This window comes from Congregibacter brevis (genome assembly GCF_045689245.1).
Taxonomy (GTDB): domain Bacteria; phylum Pseudomonadota; class Gammaproteobacteria; order Pseudomonadales; family Halieaceae; genus Congregibacter; species Congregibacter brevis.
The window spans coordinates 2,189,794-2,209,208 of sequence record NZ_CP136865.1 but is presented as its reverse complement, the minus strand read 5'-3'; the positions used below and the strand labels follow the sequence as shown (position 1 = coordinate 2,209,208).

Genomic DNA, 19,415 nt, shown 5'->3' with positions numbered 1-19,415 from the left:
GCCAGCTTACGACGTCACCCAACTAAGGCCACGCTGTACGAATCAACAGGTACCGTAAAGCGACACGCCAGTATTCACGATGGCGCCACCTCGGACCGCCGCACTAACGACGATCAGTGTCCGACTTCTCAAACTCTCTACACTAGCGGATGCGGATGCGGATGCGGATGCGGATGCTTACTTTGACGATTTTCAGCAGAAGCCGCCGTGCGGTCGGACTTGCTATCCGGCCCTCGCGCAATAGAAGGGCTAACCGAAGGCCCCTTATCACCAACCATAACAGCGCTCCGGAAGGCTTTCGGTCAGCGCACTAATTAGGCCCCCTGATTCAGACTGGGCGCCTGCCAAGATTGCCTCATCCGCCAGTCGCCGCTCGCAAAGCTGCATACGCAGAACATCTGCATATGCTACTACCTCATTCAATAACCGTGGATCTGAATCTTGCTCAACCTGCAGAATTTCGGCCAGTGCGAGCACCCGCTGCCTACGCTGATTGGTCTCGGCCATCTCGCAGATTGCCTTCTCCAGCTCTTCGGCCATACGCCGGCGTTCCCGCTGCTGTCGCGCTCGTTCCTGACGCTCTGCCTCTTCACGGGCTTGCCGTTCAGCCTCTAACCGTTTGGTTCTGACCAATGGCACCGCTTCTTCGAGCCATAGAACCACTTCCGGCAAGCGCGACTCGAGTGTACGTGCCTTTGTATCTCGCCAGCGACGTTCTATCTTGTCCCTACCCCACCCGTAACCAACGGTATCTGAGAGCGCCATGGACAGGCGCCCTGACGGAAAGTAGTCCCACATCGGGTACGCTTTTCTGTTGGGAGAGTACCAGTCAGAGCCCTCCCGCCGTTCCTGCTCCTTCAACTCGGCCTTGGTAGGTTCATGCGGAGTCTTGCCGTTCGCCTCTTTGATCTTGAGGAGCAGGCGCTCATCATCAGCGAGCCAGAATAGGTTCCCATCTTCCAGCACAAGTTGGTGCGACAGTGACTCGGCCACAGTGCTCAGCGTGCAGAGAATCCGACTGACGCGATCAACGCTGTCCTTACCGACAAGAATTTTGGGCTTGTAACTGTCGCCGACTTCCTTGAAGCCGTTACTGGTGGTCCTTGCCTGGCGCATCAGTGCCCTGAACTGCTTGACCACGGCCGGAGGTTTCTCTGAGAGCTCTTCCGGAACAGTACACAACCCCTGCAGCTCTGCGTTTGCTTCGGCCATCTTCTGAAGGTCATAGCCAGAATCGGTCCGGTACTTCTCAGCTCTGGGAGACAGCCGCACTTCCGCGTCAGCAGACAAATCCTTTGTTGGTAGCTTGGGCCTGGGCACCTTCTTCCCGTGCGCTATCTTTGCCCAATAGCCCAGCGGTGGAGTAGGGATTTCAGATTTAACGCAATGCTTGCGGACACCCTGATCGGACATCCCGAAGTCTTTTGCGATATGCGTCATGGGTTTGGACCAAACGAGGTCATAGAGTTCTTGACGGGTCATGCTGATGCTCCAAAGGTGGGTAACATCAGCTTAGAATATGACTGCTTATTTGATGGGGGCGCCAGGTTTCCGAGTGCTCCCAGTGAGTACCCAATGCGGTACCCAATTCTGCAACGAAGCGGGTGCGGAGGTCGCGCTAAAGCGCAAGATACTGATATATAACGGTAATTTTGTGGAGCCAGGCGGGATCGAACCGCCGACCTCAACACTGCCAGTGTTGCGCTCTCCCAGCTGAGCTATGGCCCCATAGAGGAGGCGCGAGTCTAATAGGGGTGGGCGGTAATTTCAAGAGACCACGATCGATCATGGACAACGAAATTCATCTGCGAGATCGCGCTAGGTCCTCAATCCATTAGTGGCAGTGAGCTGATAAACTTTCACCAGCCTAATCGCGACTTCCAGAGCGCTTAAGTTGTGGTAATCACACTGGAGAATTCCTACAAATGAATGAGTCCCCCACCTGGTGGCAGGCTGTGACCACGGTACCTCGCCTGAAGCCGGGGCAATGGCAAACGCTCGCCTTACCCGTTCGATGGCTTCTGGCCGTGCGATCTTCAGTGCTGTTTATGACTCTAATGTCCGCGGCGCTGGGTGGCTTACTTGCATGGCGCGACGGCAGGGGTGATTTGGGACTGTGGCTCCTGTGCGTGCTCGGTCTGATGCTTGCCCATGCAACGAACAACTTACTCAATGATCTCACCGATTCCGCGAAAGGCATCGATGCGGGCAATTACTATCGAAATCAATACGGGGTTCATGTGCTGGAAGACGGCCTCCTGAGTCGTAAACAGTTCCTCGTATACATTGGTTTCACGGGTGGCGCCGCCCTCCTCGTTGGCGTTTATCTAATCGCGGAACGGGGAGGACTAACCTTGCCGCTGATGCTCGGAGGCGCCTTTTTCGTACTTTTTTACACTTGGCCGCTCAAGTACATCGGCCTTGGAGAGCCCGCGGTGCTATTGGTCTGGGGCCCCTTGATGGTGGGTGGCAGCTACTACGTGAGTACCGGGGAATGGAGTACATCCGCTGCATGGCTGGGTCTCTTATACGGCATTGGCCCTACAACGGTACTCTTTGGTAAACACATTGATAAGCTGGAAATGGACCGTGATAAAGGGGTGAGAACGCTTCCCGTACTGCTTGGCCAGCGTAATGCGCGCTATGCAACGCAGGGATTACTGGTATCGCAATACATCGGCTGTGCAGTCCTGATCGCCAATGGTACGGAACACTGGATCTTGGCTGTCGTGCTGCTGAGCGTTCCAGCGCTTTTACGGGCCTTAAAAGCACTGCAACACACCAAACCTCTTGAGCGTCCGGAAAGCTACCCGAAGCAAATTTGGCCGCTGTGGTTCTCAGCGCACGCCTTTGGTCACACACGACAATTTACCAGCCTGTTTATCGCGGCATTACTGGTCGCTGTATGGCTATAGGGCCCTTGAAAGTTGCACCACGGAAGCATTCGCGGAACAATGCCCCGTGACCCGTTTTCGCCCCTCAGTAGCTGCCGCCATTGTCATCGCCAATATGATCGGCACGGGCGTATTCACCAGTCTTGGGTTCCAGCTCGTGGAAATTCAATCCGCACCTGTTTTGCTATCGCTTTGGGCGGTGGGTGGGCTCGCGGCGCTCTGTGGCGCCCTGTCTTACGCTGAGCTCGGCGCTGCCCTGCCGCGCTCCGGCGGCGAATATAACTTCCTCAGCGAGATCTACCATCCCAGCGCGGGTTTCATCTCGGGCTGGGTTTCGGCAACCGTGGGCTTTGCCGCGCCAACCGCCTTGGCGGCTATGACCTTTGGTAGTTATTTGTCGGCCGTTTTCCCGCAGCTCTCGAGTATCTGGCTGGCAACAGGACTTGTCGTCGTTCTCGCGTTCGCGCACAGCAGAAGCCATAAAAGCTCAGGCAGCACACAGAGCCTGTTTACTATGCTGAAGATTCTATTAATCATTGGCTTTGCAGGCTTAGCGCTACTGTTTAACGATTCAGGGCAGTCAACCCGCTTTCTCCCTGTCCACGGAGACGGCGCGCTGTTGTTCTCTGGCGCCTTCGCGGTATCGCTTATCTATGTGAACTATGCCTATTCCGGCTGGAATGCCGCGACCTATATCACCGGTGAACTCGAACGTCCTCAGCGTTCTTTACCTATTGTGCTGATTGCGAGTACCTCTTTAGTTTGCCTTTCTTATCTACTACTCAACTACGTTTTTCTGTCCGTGGCTCCCATGGACGCCATGGTCGGCAAGGTCGAAGTGGGATACGTCGCTGCAAGCTACGCTTTCGGTGAGGCAGGAGCCACAATCATGGGGGTCCTTTTGGCGCTCCTCCTGGTATCAACGGTAAGCGCCATGATTCTGGCAGGACCTCGCGTACTCCACCGTATCGGAGAGGACTTCCCTCTGTTCGCGCTGCTAGGCCGCGTGAACAAGGATGGGATCCCATCAACGGCGGTACTCGTGCAGGCAGCGGTTGCTCTCGCCTTTCTGTGGTCTTCGTCTTTCGATCGAATACTCGTGTTCTCCGGTGCGACTATGGCGCTGAATACCTTTTTCACGGTGATGGGCGTATTCATACTACGCTGGCGCCAACCTGACTTACCGCGGCCGTTTCGAACCTGGCTTTACCCCTTACCGCCAATTATTTTTCTGTTAATCACCGGCTGGACTCTGCTGTACATCGTGTTGCAACGCCCCATAGAAGCGATGATTTGTCTGGGCATCGTTGTATCCGGGGCAGCGTTTTACGTAGTCAGCCAACGGCTGGCCGCTCGACTGGAATCGCAGCACCCAACCACAGATGCTCCATAGTCCCGAGGCCTAACGATGATTCGCGTATTCTTAATTTTTGTCGCCCTGGTGTTTATCGGATATGGAGTCGCCTGTATTCTCGACCCGGTGCTTCCAGCGCGCCTCGCGGGCCTACAAATACTCAGTGGAGATGGCTATGCGGAGATGTCTGCGATGTATGGTGGGCTTCAAGCTGGCGTAGGTGTCTTTTGCCTTATCGCTGCGTTTAGATCGCAGCTCTCACGCAGCGCTTTACTTCTCCTCGTTTTAGCCATCGGCCTCTTGGCAGCCACCCGTGCGGTGGGAGCTCTGCGTAGCGACGACGTGCTCACCAGTTACACCTGGGGTGCTTTAGCTTTTGAGACCTTTGTAACGGCGGCCGCGGCAGCACTACTTTCTCGCAACGATTGATGCGACTAAAACCGACGCTCCTGCTACTGATCGTCGCGCTCGGTGTTGGCGCGTCATCGCTTGCCCTGTCTCTACGACACGGTCTCTCCCTGGGGTTTGCGGGTTCTTTTCTAGAAGCTCGCATAAGCGAAGCCCTCAGCAGACAAATCACCTTTTATGACCCTCCATACATTCAGATCAATTCCGGCCTGAGACTTAGCCTCAGCAACGTCACATTGGCCAATGCTGAATGGGCAGAAAGCGCGGAAATGCTCGAGCTACAATTTCTTGAAGCTGTGATCGATCCATGGACACTCTTCGACGATCAAATCATCGTTGATCACTTTTCGATTCAGGGGTTAAAGCTGCGTCTCCACAAGGACAGCAATGGTGCAAGCAATCTACCGGAACTATCCCTGGGGGCTAACGATGGGGAGGAAGCATCGTCGCCCGGACCACCGCCCGTAGCAGTCAAACACCTGGAAGTCCGTGATGTTCACATCCAGCGCAGAAATGACAAAACCGGAAACATCGTAGATCTGCTTGTTGACTCTCTAACGCAAGACGCGCTGAATCAAAACACCTTGAGCGTGGCGGGAAATGGCAAGCTACAGGACCGTCCCTGGCGGCTGGAGATTGATAGCAGCGGATTCAACACTGTCCAGACGGGCCGCAACATGTCGGCGACGTTTACTGGCGGGATTGGAGAGCTAAAGCTCGAAGGCAGTTATCAGATTCCTGACATAGCTGAGCTTCGGAATCTCACCCTCGATGCCCAGTTATCGGGCCCCATGCCCGACAGGCTCGCCGAATTATCACCGATGCTCGAGGCCGACGACCCCGCAAACATCGTCCTACAGATTAAAGACGTGGAACCGGGACTCGACCTTAAACTGCAAGCGGATTTACCTCATCTGACCGCTAGCCTTCATGGCAGTATTGATAGTCCGGGATCGGGCGATGGCATGGACCTCGATATGCAGCTTGATGCCGACAGCCTGCCAAGGCTTGCGCAAGCGCTAGGTTTGGGTCCCGGCGCTGATGTTCCGCTATCGATCAAAGGTCGCCTTTTACGAAATGGTAAGCGCATCGAGTTTCGCGACTCGACTCTGACAGCCGGCAGCAATCATCTGGAAGCCGATGTCGTACTACCCGCATTTCCCGGCACCAACGGCGGAACAGTGCACCTCAGAGCAAGCGGGCCAGATTTCTCCTTTTATCAGAAGCTCCTCGAACTCACACCAAACCTCGAAAAGCCCTATTCCTTCGACATCGACATACAGAACAATGTCGATCGTGGTGAATACGTTGAGGGCAAATTATCCATTGGCGCCCATGAACTGCAGCTCTCGGGCACTCTGGATAACTTCCCAAACTATGCTGGCAGTGACCTCAAGGTCGATGTAAGCAGCCCTAGCCTTCGCACCATTGCCGCAAATTTTGGGGTAGACATCCCGGATACACCGCTAAGCGTAAACGGCAATTTGTCAATCTCGGACGATGCTGTCATCAGTATCCATTCTGCAGACGTTTTTGCCTATGACATCCACGGACAACTCGAGGGTCGCTTAAACAGTTACCCCAAATTCGACAACGCGGACATCCATTTAACGGCGGACGCCCAATCTCTTAATCAATTGGGGCAACGTCTCGGTTTAGCGACTCTGGGTGAGGCTCCCGTCAGCTTAGCCGTGGATGTTAAGGGCAAGCCTGAAAGCGTGGTGATCAGTAATCCTCGCATACGCGTGGGCGGTCTTAGTCTAGAGGGCCGTCAGGGCGGCCTACGCTATGCAGATAATGCGCTATCAAGTGACCTGCAGCTCGTGGGGCAAATATCTAACGTGAACGCGCTGCTGGGTGACTATGCCTCGGACTACTTGCCCTCCGGTAGTTACAGTTTCGAACTGGCTCCAAAACTCACCCCCGATCTGTTTTCCGTTGATCTGCAGAAACTATCTGGACCTGAGGTCAGCGGCGACGCCCGCCTTGAGCTTAGTCGGGACTTCAGCATCAATGAGCGCACTGTACTCGAATCAAATCTCCGCTTTGATGACATATCTCAGCTGATACCCGATTTTGAAGGTTACTCCACCCCGCAGAACCCCCTGACTCTGCGCTCTGTCACTCGTCAGGCGGCAGATTCAACCAAAATCAATGCTGAGATCTTCGACGACGAATCAGCACTGCTCAGCGTAGATATCACCGTGCCCTCAAACATCGAAGAAGGGATTAGTCTCTCTGTCAGAGGATCGGGAAACGACCTGCGCAGTTTCGGCAGCGTGTCTTTCCTCCCCCAACAGCTGCTCTCCTACAACATTGAAGTTAATGCAGAGATCAAAGATCAAATTACCTCGTTGGACGCCCAGAGCATTACTTTGGGCGAATCAGTTATTCGCGGCGATGTCCGCTGGGATAATGCAGAAAAGTCGCTACTCGCTGCTATTGAGGTCCCCGAGGCAGACTTGCAGACGTGGATAGTGAAAAGAAAGCAAAAAGACACTGCGGAAAATGCATCAGAAGGTAACAAGGATCGATTGATCCCGGATATACCCCTTCGTCTTCAGTGGTTGCGCGATTATCGCATTGATCTTTCTGTCACTACCGGCCCTCTTGGCCTTGAAGATCCGCAGTTCGTCGAGCAGTCGCTGGTAGAGAAAGCTACATTACGACTGAAGAGCGGCGATGGCCAGGGTCTGCTTACGATAGAAAATCTCGAGGGTAGTCGGGGTAAATACGAAGGCAACCTAAGCATCTCTGACACAGACGATCTTGCTGAACTTAAGAGCGAACTCACGGTCGCGAGTATGCCTTTGGGAGTGGTGGCCGCGGGCGCCCAGTACGAGGCACTGCCACGATACGACCTTCGCAGCGCCTTGACGGCAAGCGGGAACAGCTTGAGGGCCGTTACCGCTTCCTTGGACGGTGAGTTCCTGATGACCGGCGGATCGGGCACTCTGCGTAAGATGAAGCTGAGTGCTGCCACAGAGTCCTTTGTCGCACAGGTGTTTCAGACCCTTCTCCCCATGCTCACCAAGGGCCAAACGAACATGGAGGTCGAATGCACCGTTCTGGCGGCGCGGGCGGAGCAAGGTGTTCTAAGCCTTGATCCTGGTTTCGTTTTCCGAAGTGCGCAGATTGATCTATCGGCTCAGGGCCAGATAGATCTACGCAGTGAAAAATTGAATATCAGCTTTAACAACAGAGCGCGCAAAGGGCTTGGTATTAGCGCGGCCAGCGTGATAAATCCCTTTGTGGCTGTAACCGGCACGCTGGCAAAACCAAGCTTGGGTCTTGATATCGCAAGCTCTGCTATCAGTGGGGGCGCGGCTGTTGCGAGCGCAGGGGTAACCATTATTGCCAAACCCTTGCTCGAGAGAATCTTTGCTCGAGGGAACCCCTGCGAAGCCGCCATGGAGGCCTGGAACGAACCTACGAAATAGCGCTCAAAAAATCAGGGGAACCGCTTCTAAACAGCCTGGTATTCCTTCTCCAAACGCTTAGCCGCTTTTTTGGATACGCCGCCCAGGGTGTCTATGGCGTGTCGAATACGCGCTCGGCTCATGTCGGGACCGAGCAAGCTCATCGCATCCACGACCGAAATAGACGCCCGGCTACCAGAGATCGCAATAAACAGCGGAGCGAGAAAATCGCGAACTTTAATATCAAGACTATCTGCCAAGGTCTTAACTGCGTCCCACACCGCATCGCGACTCCAGTCCTGCAACGCCTCAAGACGCCAGAGTGCGAACTGCAGTGTTTTCAGTGTCTGCTCTGTCTCCGCCCCCAATTCAGTGAACTGCTCGGGGCTTAAAGACAGCTCTCCGGATACTAAAAACGCCGACTGCGGAGCGAAGTCACTGAGCGTTTCCATCCTTTGTTGAAGATGGGGAAGCACCGCCGCCAATTGCTCGGCGTTGAACGCCCACTCGACCAAACGCTGGGCAAGCTGCTCCTGACTAAGGTCTTCGCGAATCCACATACCGTTCAGCCAACGCAACTTTTCAACGTCAAAAATTGGGCCTCCCAAGGAGACCCTTTGAATATCAAAAGACTCCTGCATTTCTGAAAGGCTGAACTTCTCGCGCTCGTCGGGCATAGACCACCCCATGCGACCCAAATAGTTGCACAGCGCCTCCGGCAAGAACCCCATGCGTTGGTAATACAGAATACTCGTGGGGTTCTTGCGCTTACTGAGCTTCGATTTGTCGGGATTGCGCAGCAAGGGCAAGTGACAGAGCACTGGCATGTCCCAGCCAAAATATTCATAGAGAAGCTGATGTTTAGGGGCAGAATTAATCCACTCCTCTCCGCGTATCACATGGGTAATCTCCATTAGGTGATCATCCACAACATTCGCCAAGTGGTAAGTAGGCATGCCATCGGACTTGAGAAGAATCTGAGCGTCAACCATGCTCCACTCAAGCTCAATCTCGCCGCGCAGCAAGTCCTGCACGGCACAAACACCGGCTTCCTCCGGAACAATCATACGAATGACGTAAGGCTCACCCGCCGCCTGACGCCTTTCTACTTCATCAGCTGGCAGTGCTAAGTCGGAGTACTTAAGAGCAGTGCTGTTTCCAGCAGCGCGCCGCGACTCTCTGAGCTCATTTAACTCTTCGGGTCGGCGGTAGCAAACAAATGCCTTTCCCTCATCAACGAGTTGCTGAGCATAGCCGCCATAAATTTCCATACGTTCGCTTTGACGATAAGGTCCGTACTCGCCGCCAATATCTGGGCCCTCATCCCAACCAAGGCCCAGCCATCGCAAGGAATCGAGAATCGCCTGCTCTGATGATGCAGTGGAGCGTGTCTGATCCGTATCTTCGATACGTAACACAAACTGCCCCCCATGGGCTCGTGCAAAGCAGAGATTGAACAAAGCGATATACGCAGTGCCAACGTGGGGATCCCCTGTGGGGGAGGGAGCAACGCGAGTTCGAACAGTCATAACACAATCTAGTAGCCAGCGAGGGCTGGTGATTATAGGCGCTCAAAAAAAGATTAGCAGGCCTAATTACTCAAAGTGCGCAGCAGCGTGCGTACAACCTGCCCACTCGCATCGTGCAAACTCAGCTCGACCACACCCGCTTTCCAATCGATATCCAGAGAACCAAAGTTTGCTTCGCCATAGAGATCTCCCAATCGATAGGGGCCGTCCTCCTCTAGCGTTTTGTAGCGGTTAGGAAAGGAGATGGGGTTGTTCAGTGCGGAGGATGTGAACTCCACTAGCGACGTATTCGTGCCGATGTCCCGTTCATAGAAACCCGCCACATGGCGATCACCGGATAAAAGTAACACCGGCGCCGTGTCGTTCGCCCTTAAAACGTCAAACAATCGCTCGCGTTCCTGAGGTAGCTGTCGCCACCCTTCCCATCCGTGCCCGTCGGCGAGTACTTGAACTGAAGAGACTATGATTCGCAGGTCAGCGTCCTGCTGAAGCTGACTCTCGAGCCAACGCCATTGCTCGTCGCCGAGCATTGTCTTTTGCGCATCATCATCCGGTATGTACCGCTCTTTACCTTTCGCCCCGCGATCGTCGCTCGAGCGAAGTACTGAACGGAAAAACCGCGTGTCCAGCACAATCAGTTGTAGTTGCTTCCCCGCTTCTCCGACCAGCTCGCTAAAATAAATGCCCGGGCGTTCTCGTCGCGGGTCATCCATCTCCACCCAGCTGCGCTCAAAGAGTCGCTCGGACTCGAGGCGCCAGGGAAAATTTCCTCCTCCGTCATTCCTGCCAAAGTCATGGTCGTCCCAAACACTTAACACAGGCACATTGCTCCGTAATGCCGCAAACTCTGGAACGCCTTGTAGCAATCGATAAGCCGCGCGCAACTCAGTAAGAGCGGCGGTGTCGTCGTCCCTATCCGGATACAGCGTATCTCCCGCGAAGATAAACAGGTTCGGTTGCGTGTCTGCGATAGACTGCCAGACGCGCTCCCCTCCCAATTGAGCCTTGTAGCAAGACCCAAATGCCAAACGCGTTACCGTGGCGGAGACGTCTAACTGCAGTGATTTAAAAACCGGTATCGACGGTGGATTCGGCATGGCCGGCCATTGGGCAAATGCGGGTGCACAGACAAAGACGAAGGAAAGCAGCAAAAGGCAGATACTCTGGGCGCGCATCAAGTCACCGTAGGCCGCGTTGCGAACCGATCATCTAGATGCAGGCCCTTCACGAGGATCTCCTCCAGTACATCAAGGGCCTTTTGAGCATCAGAAAAGCTGTTATACAACGGCGAAAAACCAAAACGAACAATATCGGTCGCCCTAAAATCAACGATAACCTGCGCCTCGATAAGAGCCTGAGACAACCCCCATGCATGTTCGTAACGAAGGCTCACCTGGCTGCCACGTCTATGATGCTCTCGAGGGGTGATGCACTCCAGCGAAGCGAGCAAACCGCGAGTTTCAATACCCTCTATAAAAAAGTCCGTTAAAGCCAGGGACTTCTCGCGAAGCTGCTCAATGCTTACCCTCTGAAAAACATCGAGGGCGGCGTTCAGCGCGGCCATGCTGATAATTCCCGGCGTACCCGCTTGATAGTGCTGCACTCCCCCTGCAGCCTCATAATCTGAAGCAAAAGCGAAGGGATCTTGATGACCCAGCCATCCTGACAGGGGCTGTCGTGCCCGGGCATGGTGGCGCTTATTCACGTAGAGAAAAGCCGGGGCACCTGGGCCGCCATTGAAATACTTGTAACCACAGCCCACAGCAAGATCAACGCCTCTGCGATCAAGCTCTATCGGTAGAACCCCAGCTGAATGTGCAAGATCCCAAAGCACCAGAGCACCTGCGGCATGTGCTGCATCGGTAAGCGCCTGCATATCATGGCGCTCTCCGCTGCGATAGTTCACCTCGGTGAGCATTAACACCGCGACATCGTCACTCAGTGCCGCCTGCACATCCTGTGCTGCAACGCGACGGAGTTCGCAGCGGTCCTCTCCTAGCATCTGGGACAGCCCCTGAGCAATGTATGCGTCTGTGGGGAAGTCTTCATCAACCGCAAGAATTATTCTTCGCCCGGTATTAAGCTCAATTGCCGTGGCCAATAGCTTAAACAGGTTTACTGAAATGCTGTCGCTACACAGCACTTGTCCCGGGGCGGCGCCAATGAGCGGGGCAAGTTTCTCTCCAACCAGGTTTGGTAAACGAATCCAGTCGTGGGCATTCCAGCTAGTGATCAGATCGTCGCCCCACTGATGCTCCACGACGTCCTTTACCGCAGCAGTAACGGCGCGGGGCAGCGCTCCTAGAGAATTTCCGTCGAGGTAGACCACACCCGCAGGTAACTGGAATAACTCTTTAAGATCAGCAAGAGAATCCGCTTTATCCCGAGCAAGGGCTGAATCACTCACGGTCTTGGTCTTGGGGGCTGGATCGATACGCTGAGCACATCGAAAATGGCGTCGAGAATCAAATTGTATGCATCGGTATCCGGATGGACCCAATCAAAATGGCCTGCACCCGGCAGCTCCATCGTGCTTGCACGCGTCATCGCAGTCATTTGTTCAGGCCCGACGATGCCATCTTCAGCTCCTCGCAAAAGTCGCACAGGCACGCGGGTGGAGAGTAAAGCAGGAGACGCTTCAGCGTAGGCATGGGGAGTCGCAGCGGCGCTCGTCCCCATAAAAGGCTCCGTTACAGCCTGACAACTATTTCCGCCCTGAGAGTAACTCTTCAGATCCGTAATCGCAGCCAAGCCGATAGCGGCGGCAATGCGCACAGGCGGCTTAAGTAAGTCTGGGTCTCTTGCAGCGAGCCATAGCCCCAAATGTCCGCCTGCCGAATGTCCCATAACCACCGTTCTGGACAGCGCCAAACGTGGGTTTTCTATGTCCGCCAAAGCATCCAAAGCCAAAGCCATGTCAACCGCTGAACCTGGCCAGCCACCTCCTTTCTCGCCCACACGCCGATACTCCGGCACCCACACCGCGTACCCATCGGCGGCAAGTCGAGCGGCCAATGGGTAGATATGCTCCGCACTGTAATCGCTGAGCCAACAGCCTCCATGTACCAAAAAGATCACGGGTACAGGCCCCTCGGCTCTCAGCGGGGGCATCCACAGCGTCGCCGTTTGGGAAGGCGCCGAGCCGTAACGGATATCGAAATCGGGCTTCCTTGCCTTTAATTCAAGTACCGCTGAGAAGGAGACGGGCATATCAACTTCAGCAGCTGCAGCCTCAAAACGCCAAAGAGCGAGTCCTAACAACAGTGTCAGACCGAGCGTGTTTTTCATAACTAAAACGATGCCTAACTCTCTCTACACGGCCCCAACACCGTCTTCTGGTGGATCTTCAGCGAGGCGTTCCTGCTGCAGCCGCAGCGCTTCTTTCTCGTTAGCTTCTAAAGCCCGCAACACATTGCCGCCGGCAATAGCCTCACAGTCGGCATCGCTGTATCCCCGACGCTTCAGCTCATCAAAGAGCGCGGGGTAAGTGGAGACATCTTCCAATCCCTGAACCACCGAGCTAATCCCATCAAAATCTCCACCGAGTCCAATGTGCTCAACGCCCGCTACTTTACGGATATGGTCGATGTGATCGGCAACCTGAGACAACGTCGCTTCAGGCTTGGGATGGGCGGCTTCCCATTCAGCCAGCAAATCGTCCTGAAGCCCTTCGTCATAGGGGTGCATCGCTGCCAGACTCGCCCGCTGCCCGGTTCTCGCCAAGTCCCAATCGCGACGTTCTTGCGAGATGTATCCCGGCACGAAGGTCACCATCACCACGCCACCGTTCTTCGGCATACGCTCGAGAACGTCGTCAGGTACATTCCTCGGATGATCGTTGAGACCTCTGGCCGAAGAATGAGAGAAAATCACTGGGGCCGTCACGGTATCGAGCGTGTCGTGCATAGTGGCTGCGGTTACGTGAGAAAGATCGACCAGCATGCCCAGTCTATTCATCTCTCGAACCACGCTCTCTCCAAATTCTGTAAGACCATCATGCCGGGGCGCATCGGTGGCTGAATCTGCCCACGCAAGACCCTTACTATGAGTCAGAGTCATGTATCGAGCGCCCGCAGCGTAAAGGGAGCGCAAGGTGCCCAAAGAATTCTCAATGGCGTGGCCTCCCTCGATACCCATCAGAGATCCGATCTTGCCTTCGGAGGCTGCACGGCGCACATCCGCGGCTGTCATAGCCAGTGCGAGATCGTCGGAATGGCGTTCCACAAGACGGCGTACGACATCCATTTGATCAAGAACCAGGGCAGCATCGCCGGGCGCACCACCGTAGGCCGCAATAGGAACGTAGACAGACCAAAACTGCGCACCAACCCCGCCCTCTCTTAAGCGCGGGATGTCCGTGTGCAATGGTGGCTTCATGTCCTCGTGACGATCCGCAACATCGAGGGGCGCAAGACGATTGCCATAACGCTCGTGATATTGCCATGGCAGGTCGTTGTGACCATCGATGACCATGAACTTTGCGGAATCGGCACTTAGAGCCAACGGTGCAAGGCCAATGCTGATCAATGCGGCCGCGGAAATCGAAAAAATACTGGGTATCTTGCTATGCATGTTGCCTCACTAACTATTGCCGGGGAGAGGGGGTTTATCGCTGAGTGGTCGCTATTGTGCGTTCTGTCTTGCCGCTTGACCAGTGGGCGTGGCGCGATTCGTTTCGACGGGTCATTTGCGATCTCGGCCAACGTGCATCGACCGCAGTCTGTCGATACAATTGCGCGCATCCGCAAACCCTGATGCCTCTAGCGCTTCCCTTTCGAGAATGTCCGAGCACATATCCACACAAGTTCCCAGCCACACATCCAGCGACAACACCGTGTCTCCATGGCGTTTTTGCACTGCACCCATGATGGACTGGTCTGATCGGCACTGTCGTTACTTCTGGCGCTTGCTGACGAATAACGCACGGCTCTATACCGAGATGGTAACCACCGGCGCCCTTATTCATGGCGATCGCGATCGATTCCTGCAATTCGATGAGCGAGAGTCGCCCATTGCGCTGCAGCTTGGTGGCTCAAATCCCGAGGATCTCGCTCGCTGCGCCAGATGGGCCGAAGACTGGGGTTTTGACGAAGTTAACCTGAACTGCGGCTGTCCATCGGACAGAGTGCAAAACGGCGCTTTCGGTGCCTGCCTAATGGGCGAACCCGAACTCGTTCGCGATGGCGTAAAAGCTATGCGCAACGCCTGCTCTATCGACGTTACCGTAAAACACCGCATTGGCATCGATCATATGGAGAGCTACGGGGAGCTTTGCCATTTTGTCGGCACGGTCGCCGAGGGCGGATGCGACGTGTTCATTGTTCACGCGCGCAAGGCTTGGTTAAAAGGCCTCTCGCCAAAAGAAAACCGTGAAGTCCCGCCCCTCAATTACCCCTGGGTTTATCAGCTGAAACGCGACTTTCGCCAGCTCTCTGTCGTGATCAATGGTGGCATAGAGACTTTAGAAGACTGCGACATGCATCTCCCTCACGTGGACGGGGTGATGCTCGGTCGCAGTGCGTATCACAATCCTTGGATCCTAGCGGACGTTGATCATCGACTGTTTGGGGAGCCAAAAGAGTTACGCTACCGTGAAGACATTATCGAGGCGATTTTGCCTTACGTGGAAAGAGAGCTGGAAAGCGGTGCCAGATTAAACCAGATCACTCGACACCTCTTGGGACTCTATCAGGAAGTGCCGGGTGCCAAGCGCTATCGTCGCCTGCTCAGTGAACAGGCGCACAGACCTGGAGCGGGCGCGGATGTACTCCGGGCAGCTGTTAACGAAGTTATGCAGCTCGCAGCCTGAAGCCTACACAACAGAGGATTCTATGACTGACAAACTGAGCCAACTCAAAACTATGACCGACGTGGTTGCCGATACCGGCGACATTGAGGCTATTCGACGCTTTACGCCAATGGATGCCACCACTAACCCATCCTTGCTGCTCAAAGCCGCCGCACTTCCGCACTATCAGGACATTCTTCTCAAAGCCAAAGAGCGTGCTCACAGCGATGGCGGCAGTAGCAGCGAGCAACTCGCGGCGTGCTGCGATCATTTTGCAGTAGCCGTTGGTACGGAGATTCTAGACATTGTGCCCGGCCGCGTTTCCACAGAGGTCGATGCTCGACTGTCCTTTGATCGCGAGGCCACCATCGCGCGTGCTCACAGACTCATCGCTTTATACGAAGAAGCGGGTATATCGCGAGATCGAATATTGATCAAAACAGCATCAACCTGGGAAGGAATCAGCGCTGCACGACAGTTAGAGAAAGATGGCATTCAATGCAACCTGACCCTCCTCTTCGGTTTCGCTCAAGCTCAGGCATGCGCGGATGCGGGCGTCTTCCTTATCTCACCTTTCGTGGGTCGAATTCTAGATTGGTACAAAGCGAATACCGACCTTGTGGTGAGCAGCGGCGAAGACGACCCCGGCGTTCAATCTGTGCGGCGCATTTACGACTACTACAAACAGCACGAATACGCGACGGTGGTCATGGGCGCCAGTTTCCGAAACTGTGGAGAAATCGAGGCTTTAGCAGGCTGCGATCGTTTGACCATCAGCCCCGCACTCCTTGAAGAGTTAGCCAATGACCATGGCGACTTACCGCAGAAGCTTAGTTCCGATAACGCAAATAGCGAGGATGCCAAGAGCACTCTCAGCGAAGCGAGCTTCCGTTTAGCGGTGAATGAAGATGCCATGGCAACGGAAAAACTTGCCGAGGGCATTCGAAACTTCGTCGCCGACCAGAGACGACTGGAAACTCTGGTGAGCGAGCTGTGATCGAGGCGCTAAAAAAACTCTTCCTCGAAGACCCGGAAGAGAATCCACGAAGTGCGGATGAAGTAAGGCGTATAGCCACCGCAGCGCTTCTCGTTGAGGTCGCTCGGGCTGATTTTGCCCAAGATGCCGAAGAAGAAGCTGCAATGGCAAAGCTTCTGGTGAGCACTCTTTCGCTTGACGAAACAACTGTCAACGGACTCCTCGCCGAAGCGAGTGACGCGGTGGACAATGCTACATCGCTTTACGAGTTCACACGCCTGGTCAACGACCACTATGACTACGCAGAAAAATGCCAGCTCATTAACGCGATGTGGCAGGTGGCCTATGCCGATAAGTCATTGAGCAAGTATGAAGAGCACTTAATCCGACGGGCATCGGAGCTAATCTACGTGAACCACGAGGACTTTATTCGCGGGAAAATCGCGGCCTCTAATAGCTGACGCGACGAGTCAGTGGCGCTCCAGTGTGGCCACAAGCTCGCTAAACCGTTCTCGGTTTTCTGAAGAAACATCCATCAACGTACGATGGGCCTCCAGTACCTTCTGGCGAACATCGTCTTCGCTTCCCGGAATCATAGGAATAATTTGTCCACTACCGGAGGCACAGCAGGTCTTCTCATGCATTTCGAATAAACGATCCAAGCCCATACTCCCAAGGAGACGGTTGATGCCGGCATCGCAGCAGTAAATCGCTGGACGAAAATCAAAGCGTTCATGAACAGACATTGCTAGCTTGGCGAGCTGTCCAAGAGTAGTACTGTCAATGCCTTCCACATCACAGAGATCGACCCACACACTACAAAACTCCGGATCGTCCAACATGCCATCGACGTAGTCCTCGATAGACGCACAAAGCGTTAAGCGGACGTCCCCCACTAGTCGCAGCACGTAGGCCCCGTTCTCACTTGCAGCGAGTACCTGGCCCTCACTCATTGCTCACCCGCTTGCTGACAAACAGGGCGGCAATGTCATCTGGGGCGGTTTCAGCACTGTCCAGACCCAACTGAGAGACCAGCTCTTCCGGGGTGTCCGCGGTTCTGGAAAACACATCGAGGAAAAAGGCCTCTTTCTCCACCAGATTCATCGGGGGCAGGATTTCGAGAATGCCATCGGAAAAGAGAGCAAGCATAAAGGCGTCAGGCAAATTGATACTGTGCTCGTTGTACCGGGCATCGGGCATCATTCCTACCGCATTGCCCTCCCCTTCGAGATACGCGGCCCCCGCGTCGGATACCAGCACCGGCAAAGGCAGGTGGCCAGCCACACTGTATTGCAGCGTATTTTCAATTTGATCCAGTACACCAATCACCATGGTTGCGTACTTGCCCACATCGAGCTCCAGAAGCTCCCGGTTGGCAAGGCTGAGCATGGCAACGGGACTCAGGATTGTATTGTCATTACGTCGAAGGTAATCGGAGCGCTTTCGCGCAAAAAGGTTTTTAAGCAGTACGGTAGCAAACGCAGATGAACTTCCATGACCAGACACATCAGCCATAAAAAACACGACATAGTGTTCGTCCACGGTGAAGTAGTCCGTGAAGTCGCCGCTCAGGTATAGCGAGGGAATGATTGTATGGCTGAACATGTAGTCGCTCACCACCATGGGTGAGGTGGGCAGCATACGCATTTGCACTTGGCGCCCTGCCTGCTGGTCCTTCTCCAGTACTCGCACCGTGTTCTTCAGCTCACGGTTTGCCGCTTCGAGCTCTTGACGAGACCGCCGGAGTTCGCGGCTCATGGTGCGCAAACGGACGCAACGCTCCATGGATGCCACGAGCGCTTCCGGATCCTGTACGGGGGTTGCAAAGAAGTCATTCGCACCCAGTCTCAGGGCGCGCATCATGCTCGCCGAGCGGGATTCATTGCTAAACATCATCACAGGAACCTGGATATCCAGTTCCCTGAGACTAGCGCCCTCAACGGCCCAAGCCTCGGGCGTAGCATGGACATCACACAGCACCACGTCCCAATCACTGCTTTCGCCAAGGGAAGCGCTGAAGGAATCCAAAGAGTTTGCTACGGAAGTGGTAAAGCCGGCAGTAGAAGCGAGTTCAGCCAGATTGCTGCCCCGGTTCGGATCGTCGTCAATGACCAGTACCTTACCGCTATAGGCCATTCAGTGCTGCTTCTTCAAGATAATTAGCGGAACCCTACGCCTGCATTCACGCACAGGCAACAGGGGTTCTCAGCTTTGAGGAAGAATTCACAATTTTGCATGTCTGGGACACATGCTGGAGACGAATAAAGCTTAGAACTCCTGGTCCCAGCCATCTTCAAAGTCAGAAAAATCATCCTGCAGTTCGCCGTCGTTCACGAACGCCGCTCTCTGTTGCAGGTAGGCATCACGAACGAATATGTAGCGATCGCCAGAGATCAGCTCATCGGAGCCCAGCAGCCGTGCCCGGCCGTGGACTAACTCGAGACCCCAGATGGAGTTTCGAATGCTGCGATTATCAATGTACGGGGGCACCGACAATGCAAAAGTATCCACCAGGGTACCAGTACCACTGCGGAATGTGCGTGGGCCGAAGAGCGGAAGCATTAAATATGGGCCTTCAGGAACCCCCCAAAGCGCCAGTGTTTGACCAAAGTCTGTTCGGTAAGGCCGGATACCCATGGGAGTGGCGACGTCAAACAAGCCTGCAAAGCCCAGAGTCGAGTTGACCAAAAACCGGCCGCCACTCTGGGACGCGCCCTCCCACCGCCACTGGAGCACAGCGTTAAGCGTGCTTGTTACGTCGTAGAGGTTAGCAAAAAAGTTACTGACACCCCTTTGAGCCGGCGCAGGCATAACAAAATCATAGCCCTTCGCTATAGGACGAAGCGCCCAGCGGTCGAGAACATCATTGACAACGAAAACAGGTCGGTTAATGACCTCAAGAGGGTCATCCTTAGCCTGTAAAGCAGGCGCAAGGAGCAGACACGCGACGGCGATGATCGACAACAGAGACTGCCGCCGGGACACAGTAACACCCAGCATTCCCAGGTTCGAAACGAGTGCTGTAAGAGCGAAGGCTAAATGTACTT

General features: G+C 54.6%; 16 protein-coding genes and 1 tRNA gene. 7 read left to right on the top strand and 10 right to left on the bottom strand.

Annotated elements, in window-relative coordinates:
• Positions 1–267: 267 nt before the first annotated feature.
• On the bottom strand, positions 268–1,482 hold the full coding sequence (locus R0137_RS09730) for a hypothetical protein (protein ID WP_407326225.1): 1,215 nt from the start codon (positions 1,480–1,482) through the stop codon (positions 268–270).
• 173 nt (positions 1,483–1,655) lie between these two features.
• Positions 1,656–1,728 (bottom strand) — tRNA-Ala (locus R0137_RS09725).
• 197 nt (positions 1,729–1,925) lie between these two features.
• Between R0137_RS09725 and R0137_RS09720 the strand changes: the two genes are divergently transcribed.
• Genes R0137_RS09720 through R0137_RS09705 form a run of 4 tightly spaced genes read left to right on the top strand, consistent with a single transcriptional unit; the run spans position 1,926 to position 8,096 of the window.
• Entirely contained in the window at positions 1,926–2,915 is a 990-nt protein-coding gene (locus R0137_RS09720; RefSeq protein WP_407326224.1) for a prenyltransferase, read from the top strand.
• A 46-nt stretch (positions 2,916–2,961) separates the two neighbouring features.
• Positions 2,962–4,287, top strand: coding sequence for an APC family permease (locus R0137_RS09715; RefSeq protein WP_407326223.1), 1,326 nt, complete (start codon positions 2,962–2,964; stop codon positions 4,285–4,287).
• Positions 4,288–4,302: 15 nt separating this feature from the next.
• Positions 4,303–4,677 (top strand): DUF4345 family protein, encoded by a 375-nt coding sequence (locus R0137_RS09710; RefSeq protein WP_407326222.1) that lies wholly within the window; start codon positions 4,303–4,305, stop codon positions 4,675–4,677.
• Positions 4,677–8,096, top strand: a complete 3,420-nt coding sequence (locus tag R0137_RS09705) for an AsmA-like C-terminal region-containing protein (protein ID WP_407326221.1) — start codon at positions 4,677–4,679, stop codon at positions 8,094–8,096. The genes R0137_RS09710 and R0137_RS09705 overlap by 1 nt, the downstream gene beginning before the upstream one ends.
• Before the next feature lie 26 nt (positions 8,097–8,122).
• On the opposite strand, the gene gltX is transcribed toward R0137_RS09705, so the two are convergent.
• The 5 genes from gltX to R0137_RS09680 form a co-directional block, all read right to left on the bottom strand.
• Positions 8,123–9,604, bottom strand: coding sequence for a glutamate--tRNA ligase (gltX, locus tag R0137_RS09700; RefSeq protein ID WP_407326220.1), 1,482 nt, complete (start codon positions 9,602–9,604; stop codon positions 8,123–8,125).
• 62 nt (positions 9,605–9,666) lie between these two features.
• Positions 9,667–10,779: an alkaline phosphatase D family protein gene (locus R0137_RS09695; protein WP_407326219.1), complete on the bottom strand. Its 1,113-nt coding sequence runs from the start codon at positions 10,777–10,779 to the stop codon at positions 9,667–9,669.
• Positions 10,779–12,011 carry a kynureninase gene (gene kynU, locus R0137_RS09690; RefSeq protein WP_407326218.1) on the bottom strand — a complete coding sequence of 411 codons (1,233 nt, stop codon included), beginning with the start codon at positions 12,009–12,011 and terminating at the stop codon, positions 10,779–10,781. The genes R0137_RS09695 and kynU overlap by 1 nt, the downstream gene beginning before the upstream one ends.
• Positions 12,008–12,892, bottom strand: coding sequence for an alpha/beta hydrolase family protein (locus R0137_RS09685; RefSeq protein WP_407326217.1), 885 nt, complete (start codon positions 12,890–12,892; stop codon positions 12,008–12,010). The genes kynU and R0137_RS09685 overlap by 4 nt, the downstream gene beginning before the upstream one ends.
• Positions 12,893–12,916: 24 nt before the next feature.
• On the bottom strand, positions 12,917–14,176 hold the full coding sequence (locus R0137_RS09680) for a dipeptidase (protein ID WP_407326216.1): 1,260 nt from the start codon (positions 14,174–14,176) through the stop codon (positions 12,917–12,919).
• Positions 14,177–14,471: 295 nt separating this feature from the next.
• Here R0137_RS09680 and dusA point away from each other — a divergent pair, with 295 nt between their 5' ends.
• Genes dusA through R0137_RS09665 form a run of 3 tightly spaced genes read left to right on the top strand, consistent with a single transcriptional unit; the run spans position 14,472 to position 16,829 of the window.
• On the top strand, positions 14,472–15,413 hold the full coding sequence (dusA, locus tag R0137_RS09675) for a tRNA dihydrouridine(20/20a) synthase DusA (protein WP_407330003.1): 942 nt from the start codon (positions 14,472–14,474) through the stop codon (positions 15,411–15,413).
• Positions 15,414–15,435: 22 nt separating this feature from the next.
• Positions 15,436–16,389 (top strand): transaldolase, encoded by a 954-nt coding sequence (gene tal / locus R0137_RS09670; protein ID WP_407326215.1) that lies wholly within the window; start codon positions 15,436–15,438, stop codon positions 16,387–16,389.
• Positions 16,386–16,829 carry a TerB family tellurite resistance protein gene (locus R0137_RS09665; protein WP_407326214.1) on the top strand — a complete coding sequence of 148 codons (444 nt, stop codon included), beginning with the start codon at positions 16,386–16,388 and terminating at the stop codon, positions 16,827–16,829. Before tal ends, R0137_RS09665 begins: the two co-directional genes overlap by 4 nt.
• 9 nt (positions 16,830–16,838) lie before the next feature.
• Here the strand turns inward: R0137_RS09665 and R0137_RS09660 are convergent, their stop codons facing one another.
• The 3 genes from R0137_RS09660 to R0137_RS09650 all read right to left on the bottom strand — a co-directional run bounded on the left by R0137_RS09660 (position 16,839) and on the right by R0137_RS09650 (position 19,368).
• On the bottom strand, positions 16,839–17,321 hold the full coding sequence (locus tag R0137_RS09660) for an STAS domain-containing protein (RefSeq protein WP_407326213.1): 483 nt from the start codon (positions 17,319–17,321) through the stop codon (positions 16,839–16,841).
• Complete coding sequence (locus R0137_RS09655) at positions 17,314–18,504, bottom strand: PP2C family protein-serine/threonine phosphatase (RefSeq protein ID WP_407326212.1); 1,191 nt, start codon at positions 18,502–18,504, stop codon at positions 17,314–17,316. Before R0137_RS09655 ends, R0137_RS09660 begins: the two co-directional genes overlap by 8 nt.
• 132 nt (positions 18,505–18,636) lie before the next feature.
• Positions 18,637–19,368 carry a VacJ family lipoprotein gene (locus tag R0137_RS09650; protein WP_407326211.1) on the bottom strand — a complete coding sequence of 244 codons (732 nt, stop codon included), beginning with the start codon at positions 19,366–19,368 and terminating at the stop codon, positions 18,637–18,639.
• Positions 19,369–19,415 lie beyond the last annotated feature (47 nt).